The 14,069-nt window shown below is 65.2% G+C and carries 11 protein-coding genes; 5 read left to right on the top strand and 6 right to left on the bottom strand.

The genetic code is table 11. From position 1 onward, the window contains the following. Nucleotides 1-32: 32 nt before the first annotated feature. Nucleotides 33-2,156 (top strand): bifunctional 2',3'-cyclic-nucleotide 2'-phosphodiesterase/3'-nucleotidase, encoded by a 2,124-nt coding sequence (locus OIK44_RS04705; protein ID WP_273669545.1) that lies wholly within the window; start codon nucleotides 33-35, stop codon nucleotides 2,154-2,156. Between the two features lie 58 nt (nucleotides 2,157-2,214). After that, on the top strand, nucleotides 2,215-2,955 hold the full coding sequence (locus tag OIK44_RS04700) for a tetratricopeptide repeat protein (protein WP_273669544.1): 741 nt from the start codon (nucleotides 2,215-2,217) through the stop codon (nucleotides 2,953-2,955). A gap of 2 nt (nucleotides 2,956-2,957) precedes the next feature. On the opposite strand, the gene OIK44_RS04695 is transcribed toward OIK44_RS04700, so the two are convergent. The 4 genes from OIK44_RS04695 to OIK44_RS04680 form a co-directional block, all read right to left on the bottom strand. Beyond that, complete coding sequence (locus OIK44_RS04695; protein WP_273669543.1) at nucleotides 2,958-3,671, bottom strand: SCO family protein; 714 nt, start codon at nucleotides 3,669-3,671, stop codon at nucleotides 2,958-2,960. After that, a complete protein-coding gene (mtoX, locus tag OIK44_RS04690; RefSeq protein WP_273669542.1) occupies nucleotides 3,637-4,953 on the bottom strand; it encodes a methanethiol oxidase in 1,317 nt (438 codons plus the stop codon). Before mtoX ends, OIK44_RS04695 begins: the two co-directional genes overlap by 35 nt. Nucleotides 4,954-5,088: 135 nt before the next feature. Further along, complete coding sequence (locus OIK44_RS04685) at nucleotides 5,089-5,409, bottom strand: hypothetical protein (protein ID WP_273669541.1); 321 nt, start codon at nucleotides 5,407-5,409, stop codon at nucleotides 5,089-5,091. A gap of 71 nt (nucleotides 5,410-5,480) precedes the next feature. Then, on the bottom strand, nucleotides 5,481-6,653 hold the full coding sequence (locus OIK44_RS04680) for a chymotrypsin family serine protease (protein WP_273669540.1): 1,173 nt from the start codon (nucleotides 6,651-6,653) through the stop codon (nucleotides 5,481-5,483). Between the two features lie 294 nt (nucleotides 6,654-6,947). On the opposite strand from OIK44_RS04680, the gene OIK44_RS04675 reads away from it, so the two are divergent. The 3 genes from OIK44_RS04675 to OIK44_RS04665 are packed head-to-tail and all read left to right on the top strand — an operon-like array spanning nucleotide 6,948 to nucleotide 11,500. Beyond that, nucleotides 6,948-8,912 (top strand): serine protein kinase, encoded by a 1,965-nt coding sequence (locus OIK44_RS04675; RefSeq protein WP_273669539.1) that lies wholly within the window; start codon nucleotides 6,948-6,950, stop codon nucleotides 8,910-8,912. A 21-nt stretch (nucleotides 8,913-8,933) separates the two neighbouring features. Further along, nucleotides 8,934-10,103, top strand: a complete 1,170-nt coding sequence (locus OIK44_RS04670; RefSeq protein ID WP_273669538.1) for a DUF444 family protein — start codon at nucleotides 8,934-8,936, stop codon at nucleotides 10,101-10,103. Between the two features lie 2 nt (nucleotides 10,104-10,105). Further along, the gene (locus OIK44_RS04665; protein WP_273669537.1) at nucleotides 10,106-11,500 is read left to right on the top strand and encodes a SpoVR family protein; all 1,395 of its coding nucleotides are present in this window, start codon (nucleotides 10,106-10,108) and stop codon (nucleotides 11,498-11,500) included. Here the strand turns inward: OIK44_RS04665 and OIK44_RS04660 are convergent, their stop codons facing one another. Together OIK44_RS04660 and OIK44_RS04655 are read right to left on the bottom strand one after the other, a co-directional pair. Next, nucleotides 11,501-12,574 carry an SDR family oxidoreductase gene (locus tag OIK44_RS04660; RefSeq protein ID WP_273669536.1) on the bottom strand — a complete coding sequence of 358 codons (1,074 nt, stop codon included), beginning with the start codon at nucleotides 12,572-12,574 and terminating at the stop codon, nucleotides 11,501-11,503. Continuing rightward, nucleotides 12,574-13,854, bottom strand: coding sequence for a nucleotide sugar dehydrogenase (locus tag OIK44_RS04655; RefSeq protein WP_273669535.1), 1,281 nt, complete (start codon nucleotides 13,852-13,854; stop codon nucleotides 12,574-12,576). The genes OIK44_RS04660 and OIK44_RS04655 overlap by 1 nt, the downstream gene beginning before the upstream one ends. Nucleotides 13,855-14,069 lie beyond the last annotated feature (215 nt).

Genomic DNA, 14,069 nt, shown 5'->3' with positions numbered 1-14,069 from the left:
CGCCACCTTGATTTTTCAACAAAGAGGAAAGAATGAAAACAAATATGGCGGCACTGGCGGCACTGGCGGCACTGGCGGCGCTGGGCCTGGCGGGATGCAACGGCAGCAGCGATGCCGGCGGCGCCGATCCCGTCCAGGATGCGATTCCGGAAGGCACAACCGTTACCCTGGCGCTCATGGAAACGACCGACCTCCATTCCAATGTGCTCAGCTATAACTACTATGCGCTGGCCGAAGACAGCTCGCTGGGGCTGGAGCGCACCGCCACGCTGATTCAGGCGGCGCGCGCGGAAAACCCGAACAATGTGCTGCTCGACGACGGCGACGTCATCCAGGGCACCCTGCTGGCCGACCTGCAGGCGGTGACCGCCCCCGTTCCCTGCACCACGACACTGGCCGTCCACAAGGCGATGAATGCCTTGAAGTACGACGCCGGCGGCATGGGCAACCACGAATTCAACTACGGCCTGCCCTACCTGAGCCAGATCACCAACACCGACTTCGGCATCCCCGGCGTGGCCAAGCCCGCCGGCAAGTGCGGCTCGCCGGAATTTGCCTCGGTGCTGACCAACGTCACCGGCGTGGCCAGCCAAAAACCGATTTTCCAGCCTTACGCGCTGCTGCCCCGCGCATTCACGGCGGTTCTGCCTGATGGCAACAAGCGCAGCGTCAAGCTGAACATCGGCGTGCTCAGCTTCGTGCCGCCGCAAATCCTCGAATGGGACCAGAAGAATCTGGAGGGCAAGGTCGCCGTCACCGGCGTCCAGGAAGCGGCCAAGCAATATGTGCCCGAGCTGCGCGGCAAGGGCGCCGACCTGATCGTCGCGCTGTCGCACGGCGGCCTGGACGTCAGCCCCTACAGCCCGAAAATGGAGAATGGCAGTTACCACCTGACCAGCACCGGCATCGACGCGCTGATGATAGGCCATTCCCACTTGATTTTCCCGAAAGGCAAGGAAACCGGCGCGCCGGCACTGGACGCCTCCTTCGCCGCCTTCCCCGCCAGCGCCAAGATCGACGCCGTCAACGGCTTCGTCAACGACGTGCCGACCGTGATGGCGCAAAGCTGGGGCCGGCGCCTGGGCATCATCAAGATGACGCTGGCCTACAAGGCCGGCAAATGGGTGGTGCAGCCGGCCAAGACCAGCGTCGAATCGCGCGGCTTCAAATATACCGACGGCAGCACGGTGGTCAAGGCCGATCCCAGCATCGCGCCGCTGGTCGCCGCCGAACACGCCGCCACCATTGCCTACGCCAAGCAGCCGCTGGGCATGACGACGGACTTTGCCATGTCGGCCTATTTTGCGCTGGCCGGCGACGTCAGCGCCATCCAGCTGGTGAACCAGGCGCAGCTCGCCTACGTGAAAAACTTCATCGCCACCAGCAAGGACGCGACGCTGGCGAGCTATAAAGATATTCCCGTGATCTCCTGCAGCGCGCCGTTCAAGGCGGGCCGCAACGGTCCTTCCGATTTCACCGACGTGGCCGCCGGTGCCAGCCCCGCCGCGCCGATCGGCTTGCAAGTGCGCAATCCGGGCGATTTGTACCTGTATAGCAATAACAACTTGCAGGCGGTGAAGATCAAGGGCAGCGACTTGAAAGCCTGGCTGGAGACGGCCGCCAAGCAATTCGGCCTGATCGACCCGGCCAAGACAACGGAGCAGGACCTGGTGCCCTCGTATGGCACGATCTATAACTACGACGTGTTCTACGCCGAAAACAATGCGCTGACCTATCAGATCGACGTGACCAAACCTGTCGGCTCGCGCATCGCCAACCTGACTTACCTGGGCAAGCCCGTTGCCGATGGCGACAGCTTCATCGTCGCCACCAACGATTACCGTGCCGGCGGCGGCGGTGCGGTCCCCGGCATTGACGGCAGCAAGACCATCATCAAGTCGCCGGACGCCAACCAGGCCGTCGTCAGCAACTACCTGCAAACCCTGGGCAGCAAAAACGGCAAGGTGACGCTGGCCGCCAATGGCAGCGCGCAGAGCTGGAGTTTCGTCAAGGTTGCCACGGCCGGTCCCGTCATCCTGCGTTCGGCGCCCGGCCATCTGGCGCTGGCGCAGAAAAGCGGCATCAAGAACGTCACGGCCGAAGGCGGCCTGGACGCGAGCGGCTTCGCCAAGTACACGATAGACCTGAGCAAGTAAGCAGGCGCAACATGCGGGCGGGGAAGCCTCCCTGCCCGCCTTCCCTACAGGTTTTAATATGAGCAATTCGATTCTCAAGGGCGCCGGCGCGCTGCTGGCGCTCGCCGCGCTGTGCGCCTGCGACGCGGCGGCCCCGCCGCTGCCGACGTCGGCGCTGATCGAGGCGGACGCCATGCACGCCAGCCACAACCAGGATGCGGCGGCCGAACGGCGCGTGCACAACTGGGCCATGCGCGGCATGCCGGTGGCCGAGCGCGAGCTGGCTCTGTTGTATCAAGCCCGCCCCGCCAGTCGCGGCGCGGCAATGGCCCTGTTCGAGCGCGCCGCGCGCGCCGGCGACGTGCAGGCCGCGTTTGAACTGGGTGAAATGTATCGCGACGGGCCGGCCGGCCAGGTGTCACGGGCCAGCCAGGCTTGGGCCTGGTATGTCCGGGCGGCGGCGGGCCGGCATCCGAAAGCGGCCTTGATGCTGGGCTTGATGGCCAAAAATGGCGAGGGCGTGGCGCGCGATCCGGCGCTGGCGGCAAGCTGGCTGGCCTTGGCCAGCGAGCGCGGCAATCCACATGCGATGTTTTTGCTCTACAACGCCTACCAGCATGGTCTGGGCCTGCCGCGCGATGTCGCCAAGGGCAGGCATTGGCTGGAAGAAGCGGCCGAGCACGAGTATCCGCCCGCCATCCAGGAGTTGGCGATGACGGTGCAGCACGGCGACGCCATCACGCCGAAGGACGAATTGCGCGCCGGCCATCTGCTCAAGGAGGCCACCGAGCACCGCCACAATAACTGGAATCGCTTCTGATATCAGCCCTGGCCTTTGTGCGGGCGCGCCGCAGCCCTGTCCCGCTCCATCAGCAAGGTCTTGATATCGTTGAACATCACGTCCGGCTGCAGGAAGGCCGTCGAGTAAATCTCGCGCACCCGGCCCTGTTCGTCAAGCAGAAACACTTTCAGCATATGGCTGATGAAGCGTCCGGGCCGCCCCTGGCTGTCCGGAAGCACCCGCACGCTTTGCCCAAAACCGTCGGCCAGCGGCGCCAACTGGCGCACCGAGGCCGTCGTCAAAAAATACCATTGCAACACATTGTCGGCCTTGGCCAGCGGGCCGGCGTAGCGCCGCATCGCTTCCGGCGTGTCATTCGACGGATCGAAGGACAGGCTGACAAAGCGCACGCGCCGGGCCAGTTGCGGCGCCGACTGCAAACGCTGGCGCAGCGTGTGCATGGTCGAAAACGCCAACGGACAGCCTACCGGGTCGCTGCAATAGGTGTACATAAAACTGAGCAGCGTCACGCGGCCCGTGCAGAAGCGGCCGAAGTCGTAGACCTGCCCGTCGCTGTCGAACACCCGGCCGGCCGGCGCCCGCTGAATGGCCGGCAAGGCATACGTGCCAGCCGGCGTGGCGGTAAACAATTGCCGCGGGCCAGCGCCAAGCTCGCCGGCGCCGGCCCCCGCAAGCAGGCAGGATAGCGCCAGCCCGGCGTTAATGCGCCGCAGCAAGCTTGGGCGCGCCGACACGATGCGCCTCCGCGGTGAATTTCATATGGTGGGGGCGGCCCAGCTTTTCGCGGTAAAAATCAATCTTCCACTGCTCCTTGAGCTCCTTGCCGTCCCAGCTATACAGCTTGAGGAACTGGTCGTCATTGTCCAGATCCCATTTGCTCAGCAGGCTGGTGGTGATATACACGCGCTTGCCGTCCCAGCTCTGGCTGACCATATTCACATGCTTGCCCGTGGTCTTTTCATAAATCTGCGCCGGCGCGCGCGGATTGCTCAGGTCGAACAAACGGGTCTTGCCGTCCATGAAGGTATTCACCCACAGGCGCCGGCCATCGGCGCTCAGGGAAATGTCGACCGGCAAGGGTGTTTTGGCGGGATCGCCGATATTGCCCACGTCGCGGGCTTGCCATTCGCCGCCGCCATCCTGTTGCACCAGCCACAGCTTGGAGCTGAGGGCCGAGGCGCTGATGGCCCAGTTGTCGCCTTCGCGCAGCGACCAGCGGATTTCCAGCGGCGCGCCGGGCGTATTGAAGACCTTCTTCGGCTTCATCGCCTTCAAGTCCCACAACACCATCGTGTTGCCGAAGCGTTTCATGGCCTCGGGATTCTTGATCAACTGACCCAGCTCGCTCATATAGTTGTTCAAGCCGGTAAAACTGGACGTCAGCAAGGCGTTCTTTTGCGGATTGACGGCCAGGTCGTAGTTGTAGCCGTCGCCGTCGCCGGCCGCCGACTTGCCAACCGGCATGGGATAGCGCGCCACGAAATCGCCCCGGTTGTTGTAGACGGCCATGCCGGTCACGCCGCCGGCGTCGGCGGCGTTCGACAGGAAGCCCAGCAGCATGCGGCCGGGCAAGGCATAAAAGGTGTGCGGGCCGGCAAAGCCGGTTTTTTGCGCCACATCGCCGATGGTCTTGACCAGGCGCGGCTTGGCCGGATCGGTGCCGACGTCGAACACGAAAATCTTGTTGTCTTCCAGCCGCCCCGCCCACAGGTATTTCCTGTCGTCGGTAAAGCCCATGTGGTGGGCTTCGCCCCGGCCGGGGACGGCGACCGAGCCGATGACCTTGCCATACTGTCCGGATCGGGGGTTGACGTCGACCGTGACCAGCTTGTCGTTACCATCGCCCATGCCCGCCACGCCCAGCGTCCAGACGTGGACATAGTCCTCCTGCCCAGTGATCAGGTTGGCCATATACGGCGAGTTGCAGGTTTCGTCGGCTGGCGCGGCCAGCGGAGCCAGCAAGGCCAGCGCGCTGCACCAGCAAGCAATGCGGCGTAAGAACAGATTTCTTTTCATGGCGTCCCTCCGGATGCGGGCCGGGCGGACCCGCCAGTCGGATCGCCGCAACGCATCGTTTCATCCGGCCAAGACTAGCGATTTGCGCAAGTTCGGCCTTGAGAAACATCAATCGTCGCGTTCGACGCGCCGGCTTCAGCGCCGGCGCCCGGCGTTGATCGGCCCGGTAACGGTGGTTTGCACGGGAAAGCCCTCGATCTGGCTCGGCACCCGGCTTTGCACCGTGGCGTCGCGCAAGTACAGGATGATCGCATCGTTGCCCAACGCCGTGCGGCCGGTGGCGACGCCTTCCACGCCGTCGATGGCCAGCAGCGCGCGCTCGTGGCGCCGCCTTGCCGCGTCGACCGGCGCCGTCGCGGCAAAGCCGGCGTCGTCGGGTTCGTAGGGCATGGCGGCGTCCTCGCCGCCCGCCACCGCTTCCGGCGCTCTCGCCCGCCTGTCGATATCGTTTGCCATATGCCGCCTCCGCTACGTTGGGCCGGCACACCGGCCGCGCCCCCCCGGGCTTGCCCCCATTGCCGCTTATTTTACGTGAAAAGGTTGATGTCGAGCGCCGCCATCACGCGGGTGATCCGGTTGGCGAAGGTAATATTGCCGCCGCCGGCGAACAGCAGGCCGACCGGATTGCGCTGCGGATTCCAGGTCCAGATGGAGGAACCGGAATCGCCGCCGGCGCTGAACGGGCCGCCTATGCCCGTGATGGCGATCTGGTCCTGGAACTGGGCAAGCTTGCCGCCGCCATAATTGACATTGATGGTGGCGCCTATGCCGGCAACCATGCCCTGGGTCAGTTGCGTGGTGCGGCCGGATTTTCCCACCATCATGCCCAGCGCCGGCGCCACCGGCGCATTGCTGATGCGGAAGAAGGCCGGCGCGCCGCCGCTGAGGAACACCAGTTCGCGCCGCACCCGGTCCGGCCAGGCCCAGCCGGTGGCGCAATCGACGAAGTTGACGCCGCCGGCGAAATTGATCGGCACAAAGCGCTCCAGCACGGCAATCTGATCTTGCGGGCAACGGCCGCCGTCGAAGGGGCCGGGCTGGACGATGCAATCGCCGAAGGCCGAGCTGTTGGAATTGGCCAGCACGTGGTTATTACTTAAAATCATCAGACGGGCGTTGCGCGGCGCGCTGCGGCCGACGGCCAGGCAGGCGATGGTGCCGGCCGTGATGCGGAAGTGCCCGACCGACACGCCGCCGGGGGCCGGACGCAGACGGAAGCGGTGCGGCTGGGCGTCGATGACGCCGGTGACGACGATGTTCACGGGCACGCTGTCGCTGGCGGCCGCGCGCACGCCCATCGTATCGACGATGGCCGCCTTGACCTGGTCCACGGAACTCGGCTCGGCGACATACAGCGTCAGCGCCGGCATGCCGGGCGCGCCCGCGCTGCCGCCCCCGCCCAGGCCGATGGCCACGCCCTGGATGTTGCCGGCGCCGCTGAAGGCGTCCAGCGCGCGCGCCGCGGCCGAAGCGGCAATCTGCGCGCGCATGCCCGCCTCGATGCCGCGCTTCATCTCCAGCAACTCCATGCTGATGCCGCCGAAGGCATCCTGGACGTCGGCGACGGCGGCGACCTCGGCTTCGCCGGCGCCCGGCTCCGGCGCGGCGAACCGGTCGATGGCATCCTCGCCGGCGTCGCCGCGGCCCGGACCGGCCGGCGGTTCATTAAAGCCCGCGCCGTTCTCATCACTATGCTGCATATCGCCTCCTGCTTGACTGCGCCGATCGCTGTCTTCCCGGCACGGGCCGGGCCTTGCGCGCGGGCCGCCAAGCGATCTCGGGCGCCCTCGGCCACTGTGCCTTTTCCCGTCAAATCCGCATTGATGTGGGTTGAACCGGCATGCCGGAAATTCCCCCGCAATAGCCCCTGCGCCAGTGTGGTTCCGCCTGTCTCATTGAGCGACATCATGCCCGTGCCGGCATCGAGCGCCATATACTTTAAGTGCGCCGGGCGACCGGCCACCACCTTGAACGCATTCATGTCGGGAGTAAATGTGACGACCAATCGTGAAGAAATTTCAGCCGGCGACGTCGACCGGCGCGCGCATTTTCTGGACCGTCTTGTCGCGTTCACCCAGGAACACCGGGTGGGCCATTGGTCCGGCACGTTTTCTCAATTCATCGAGCAAGTCTTGCCGGCGGCGCCCTGCCAGCTGGCGCGCAGCTCGCATCAATACATCTGGGACATGATCCGCTGGAGCGGCTATGAGGATGAGGACGGGCATTTTCGTTGCCGCCTGTTTGCCGACGAGCTGTTCGGCGTCGAGGACGCCATCGACCGCGTCGCCGCCTATTTCAAGGCGGCGGCGGCCGGCTCCGAGGTCGGGCGCCGCCTGCTGTTGCTGCTCGGCCCGCCGTCGGGCGGCAAGTCGACGCTGGTGATACTGCTCAAGCGGGGCCTGGAGGAATACAGTTACACGGAGGCGGGCGCGCTGTACGGCATCGCCGGCTGCCCGGTGCACGAATCGCCGCTGCACCTGGTGCCGCACACCATGCGCGCCGGCTTCCGCGACACCTATGGCGTCGAGGTCAGCGGCGAGGCTTGTCCGCACTGCCGCGCCCGCCTGGAACAGCAGTACGGCGGCGACTTCCTGCGCATGCCGGTCGAGCGCATCTACATTTCCGAAGCGGGCCGCAGCGGCATCGGCACCTACGCGCCGCACGACCCGACGACGGCCGACCTGGCCGACCTGGTCGGTTCGGTCGACCTGTCCAAGGTCGCCGAATACGGCGACGAGGGCGACCCGCGCGCATGGTCGTGGTCGGGCGCCGTTTACGCGGCCAGCCGCGGCATGCTGGAAATGATAGAAATCCTCAAGGTCAAGCGTGAATTCCTCTACCTGCTGCTGACGCTGACGCAAGAGAAAAACGTCAAGGTGTCGCGCTTCCCCCTGATCTTCCTCGACGAAACCATCCTGGCGCACACGAATCTGGCCGAATTCCGCAAGTTTTTGCAGGAAAGCGAGAACGAGGCGCTGCTGGACCGCATGGTCATCGTGCAAGTGCCCTACACGCTGAACTACCGCGAAGAGGCGCGCATCTACCACAAGCTGATCCTGTCGGCGGCGCCGGCCTTCCGCGACGTCCACCTCGACCCGCACGTCTTGCACGCGGCGGCCGTGTTCGCCATCCTGAGCCGCATGCAGGAGGGCGAGGAAAAAGAGGCGGAACTTGTGAAAAAAGTCAGGATCTACGCGGATGAGGAGGTCGAGGGCGTGAACCGGGCCGAAGCGAAGCGGGTCAAGGACAGGGAAAAGGCGCCCGACGAGGGACTGGCCGGCGTGTCGCCGCGGTTTGTCATCAACGCCCTGTCGAACGCCATCATCGCCTCGAACCAGCGGAGCTTGAGCACGATGGATGTCTTGCTCGCGCTCAAGGACGGCATCGAAAACGATGCCCGCATCGAAGCCAAGCGCAAGCGCAAATGGGTCGATTACCTGGTACTCACGCGCAAGGACTTTTACAACCGCTGGGTCAAGGAAGACGTGCACAAGGCGCTGTTCGTCTCGTTCGAACAAGAGGCGCAGGACTTGCTGAACAAATATCTCGACGAAGTGGAGGCCATGCTCGACAACCGGCAAATCAAGGACCCGATCACCAGCGAGGAAAGGCGGCCCGACGAACGTTTCCTGCGCGCCGTCGAGGAAAAAATCCACATTTCCGATTCCGGCAAGCAGTCGTTCCGCCAGGAGGTGGTGCGCAAGGCCATGGGCGCCTACAAGCGCGGCGAGAAATTCGGCCTGGGCAGCCATATCCAGCTCAACGACGCCGTACAGCAATACCTGTTTGAACAAAGGCGCGACGTGCTGCGGCTGGTCAGCTCGGCCAAGCGCCCGGACGAGGAGGTCAAGGCCAAGATTTCAGCCGTCGAACAACGGCTGGTCGACGAATACGGCTACGACAGCCACAGCGCCCGCGAGGCGCTCAACTACGTCACCACTTTGTTGGCGCAGGAATGAATACAGCAAAAGAGGCGCACAGTGAGCCAGACCGGGCAGAGCACGCAACACACATGGTATGACTTGTTTTCCCGCGGCGCGCGCGATTGGCTGCGGCACAACCAGAAGGTCCGCGACGCGGTCCAGGCCCACCTGCCCGACCTGATCGCCGGCCCCGACCTGATCACGGGGCCCCAGGAACGCACCGTGCAAGTGCCGGTGCGGCTGCTCGAGCACGCCCGCTTCCGCCTGGCCGACACGCGCAGCGCGACCGGCGCCGGCCAGGGCGAAGGCCGGCCCGGCGACGTGCTGCGGCCGGCGCACGGGGCCGCCGGCGCCGAACCGGGCGCCGACCAGGAGGGCGGCGGCAACCAGGACGGCGAGGTGCGCCTGCTGCTGGAATTCTCCGTCGACGACATCATGGACTGGCTGTGGGACGAACTGAAACTGCCGCGCCTCAAGCCGAAACACAACGCCGTCATCGACGAACACGAATTGGTGCGCGAAGGCTGGGACAAGCGCGGCGCCCGCTCGCGCCTGGACCGCCGGCGCACCGTCAAGGAAGCCATCAAGCGCCGCGCGATGCAAGACAATCCGGTTGCGTTCACCAACGAGGACCTGCGCTACCGCCAGTTGGTGATGCGCCCCAAACCCAGCTCCAACGCCGTCGTCTTCTTCGTCGTCGACGTTTCGGCCAGCATGACGCAGGCCGAGCGCAAACTGGCGAAAGCCTTCTTTTTCTTCGCCCTGCAAGGCATACGCCGCAGTTATGCGAAGGTGGAGACGCGCTTCATCGCCCACACGACGCGGGCCTGGGAATTTTCCGAAAATGAATTTTTCCAGGTCACGGGCATAGGCGGCACGATCGCCTCCAGCGCCTTCCGCCTGACGCGCGAGCTGGTGCGCGGCAAATACGACGGCGGCCAGTACAACGCCTATATGTTCTACGCCTCGGACGGCGAAAACTTCACCGAGGACCGGGCCGCCGCCGCGCAAACGCTGTCCGAACTGGGCGGTCTGCTCAACTACATAGGTTATGTCGAGACGGTGCCGGGCATGCCGCGCTCGCTGGAAACGGAGATGCGGCGCCTGTGCAACGAGCTGGAGCGGCGCGGCCTGCCCATCTACAGCAGCGTGCTGGCCAGCACGGACGACGTCTGGCGCGCCATCCGCAAATTCTTCGTCCACCAGATCGCGCCCGAGGAAGCCTAGCCATGAACCCCGACCCCGGCAAGCTGGCCGAATACGGCGCCCGCATCGAGGCGCTGGCGCTGGAACTGGGCCTGGACTTCTATCCGGTCGCCTTCGAGATGGTGCCGAACAGCTTCATGATGGAAATCGCCGTCTATGGCTTGCCGGTACGCATGCGCCACTGGTCCTTCGGCGTGCGCTACATCCACCAACTGGTGCACCAGCAAATGGGCAATTCGCGCATCTTCGAGGTGATGTTTCCCGGCGACCCCTGCCACGCCTATATGGTCGACAGCAATTCCCTGGCCGAAAACACCCTCGTCACCGCGCACGTGCTGGGCCACGCCGACTTCGCCAAGAACAACCAGCTGTTCACCCGCTTCATGGCGATGGCGGGCAGCCAGATCCTGGAGCAAAGCGCGGCGCGCGCCCACCGCATCGAAGCGGCGCTGAGCCGCTACGGCCAGGAACGGGTCGAGGCCGTGCTCGACGCCGCGCTGGCGCTGGAGCCGCACATCGACGTCAACTCCACGCTGCACCGCCCACGTTATCCCGTCAGCGTGGCGCCGCCGCCGGACATCGCGCCCGGCCCGTTCCGCCAGCGCTTCCAGAACCTGCCCGGCGAAACGGCCCCGCCCGCGCCGCCGGCGTCGGCCCTGCGGGCCGCCATCCCGCCGCAGCCGGAATACGATTTGCTCTGGTTCATCGCCAACTACGCGCCCGAACTGGACGACTGGGAGCGCGACATCTTCCTCGCCGTGCGCGAAGAGGCTTTCTACTTCTATCCGGTATACGCCTGCCAGATCATGAACGAGGGCTGGGCCTCGTACTGGCACGCGCGGCTGTTGCGCGAAGCGAGCTTCCTGCCCCACGACCTGTACGTGTCGGCCATCAAATCCCACTCCGACGTGGTCCGCCCCTACGCCGGCGAACGGCAACTGGCGCTGTCCGTGAATCCCTACCACCTGGGTTTTTCGCTGTGGGAGCGCATCATCGAGCGGGACGGCGTGGCGGCGGCGCGGGCCATTTGCCGCGAGGAAGACGATTTCGGCTTCATCCGCAACTACCTCGACGAGGAAATGGTCGAACAACTCGACCTGTTCGTCTACGAAAGCCGCAAGGACGGCGAAACGCGCATCGTCAACCGCGACATCCACGCGATCCGCGAAGCTATCCTGGCCGGCAAATACAATTACGGCGCGCCCTGCATCGCCGTCACGCAACTGCACGACGACGCCAGCGTCGTATTAAGGCACGACCACCAGCGCGACGGCCGCGGCCTGGAACTGAGCCAGGCCGAGCGCGTGATGGAATATGTGGGGCGCATCTGGCACCGCCCGGTGACGCTGCACACGGTCGACTTCCGCGGGCTGGCGCGCACCGTGTCGCATAAGGGCCGGCCCGACAGCCTCGTCTGATCAGCCGCCGGCCGCCGGCAGTTGCCCGACATACCAGTCGATCGCTTCCTGCAGCCCCCGTTCCAGATCGTGCGTGGGGGCAAAGCCCAGCAGGCGCACGGCTTTGCCGATGTCGGCCTGGGAATGGCGCACGTCGCCGCTGCGGAAGCCGACGTGATGCGGTTTGTGCTGCTGCAGATGGGGAAAGCGGGCCAGCAGCAGCGCGCGCATCATCCGGTACAACTGGTTCAGGCTGGTGCGGGCGTTCAGCGCCACGTTATACACCTGGTTGACGGCGGCCGGATCGCTGCTCAGCGCGGCCAGCAGATTCGCCTGCACGGCATTGGCGACGAAGCAGAAGTCCCGGCTGGTTTCACCGTCGCCGTTGATGTCCAGGCGGCGATTGCCGATCAGCGCGGCGGCCCATTGCGGTATCACGGCGGCATAGGCGCCCTGCGGGTCTTGGCGCGGCCCGAACACATTGAAGTAACGCAAACCGATCGCCTCCGTGCCGTAACAGCGTGCAAACACTTCCGCGTACAACTCGTTGGCGAATTTGCTCAGCGCATATGGCGACAGCGGCCGGCCTATGCGCTCCTCCACCTTCGGCAAGTCCGGGTGGTCGCCGTAGGTGGCGCTGGAAGCGGCGTAGACAAAGCGCCTGACGCCGGCGTCGCGGGCGGCCGCGAGCATCGTCACGAAGCCACCGACGTTGATGTCGTGGCTCAGCCGCGGGTCATCGATCGAGCGCGCCACCGAGCCGAGCGCGGCCTGGTGCAGCACGTAATCGACGCCCTGGCAGGCGCGCAGGCAGCTGGCGTGGTCGCGGATGTCGGCTTCGATAAAGTGAAAGCGCGTCCACGCCTGATCGCCGACGGCCTCGCGCACCTGGTCGAGATTGTGCTGGTGGCCGGTGATGAAGTTGTCCATGCCGGTGACGCGCTGGCCCAGCGCCAGCAGGTGCTCCAGCAGGTGCGAGCCGATGAAGCCGGCAACGCCGGTGACCAGCCAGTGGCGCGGCGTCTGCCGCAAATACCGGCGCGCCGTCTGGTAGGGCGTCTGCGCCGCGCCGCCGGGCTGCTGTTCGGCGGACATTACAGGCGCCAGACGTTCAGGCCGGCTGCGCGCAGCGCGGCTAAATCGTACTGCGACTTGACGTCGATGAAGCAGCCGGCGTCGAGCACTTTGGATTGAACCTCGGCCAACGGCCGCGCCATCAACTGGCGGTGCGCGACGGCGCTGATGAGCGATTCGGCGCGCGGCAACTGATCCCAGCTTTTCAGCGTAATGCCGTATTCTTCGAGCGCTTCCTGCGGATCGGCCACCGGGTCGTGCACATTCACGTCCAGGCCGTAGGACTGCAGTTCCTGGATCATGCCGACCACTTTGGAATTGCGCAGGTCCGGGCAATTTTCCTTGAACGTCAGACCCAGCACGTTGACGCAGGAACCTTTCAGCTTGAAGCCGGCGCGCACCATTTCCTTGACGGTCTTTTCGGCGACGAATTTCGCCATGCCGTCATTGATGCGGCGCCCCGCCAAGATCACTTGCGGGGTGTAGCCCAGCATTTCCGCCTTATGCGTCAGATAATACGGATCGACGCCTATGCAGTGGCCGCCCACCAGGCCGGGCCGGAACGGCAGGAAATTCCATTTCGTGCCGGCCGCCTCCAGCACCTCCAGCGTGTCGATGCCGATGCGGTCGAAAATCAGGGCCAGCTCGTTCATCAGCGCGATGTTCAGGTCGCGCTGGGTGTTTTCGATCACTTTCGCCGCCTCGGCGACGCGGATGCTGGTGGCGCGGTGCACGCCGGCGCCGACCACGCCCTGGTACAGCCTGGCCACGCGCTCCAGCGTCGCGGCGTCGTCGCCGGAGACGATCTTCGGTATCGTCGCCAGCGTGTGTTCCTTGTCGCCGGGGTTGATGCGCTCGGGCGAAAAGCCGACGTGGAAGTCGTCCTTCCAGCGCAGGCCGGAATACTGTTCGATGAGCGGTATGCAGACGTCCTCGGTGGCGCCGGGATACACGGTCGATTCGAACACGACGATGGCGCCGCGCTTCATGTGGCGGCCCACCGTTTCGCTGGCCCCGATCAGCGCCGAGAAGTCCGGCTGGTGCGCGTCGTCGACGGGCGTGGGCACGGCGACGATGATGAAGTCGGCAAGCGCCAGCTCGCCCGGGTCGCAACCGACGCTGAGCTTGGTGGCGGCGCGCATTTGCGCGTCGCTCAGTTCGCCGGTCGGGTCGATGCAGCGCCGGTAACTGGCGACTTTCCTTTCCGACAAGTCGAAGCCGATGGTGCGCTGGCGCGTCCCGAACGCCACCGCCAGCGACAGGCCGACGTAACCGAGCCCTACTACAGCGACCACATCCATAGTATCCACCCCACAGCGGTTTGATCGGGAAAAGCGCCGGCGCCACGGGCGCGGCCTGGCGGCACGGACGGTAGCGGCCGTCTGAGCCGATTTTACGAGGCGTGCAAAAGCGCCCTATTGAGAAGCGACAAAGCGGCGTCGATTGCGCGGGCAAAGCGGCAAGTCTTGAGCGCTGTCAACGAGCGCCCGCCGCATTCTTCCTACCCTTGCCTGTA

Source organism: Janthinobacterium fluminis, from assembly GCF_028595325.1.
In the GTDB taxonomy this organism is placed as follows: Bacteria; Pseudomonadota; Gammaproteobacteria; order Burkholderiales; family Burkholderiaceae_D; genus Janthinobacterium; species Janthinobacterium fluminis.
Note: the sequence above shows the minus strand (reverse complement) of the source record. Positions and strands in the feature narration are given on the sequence as shown.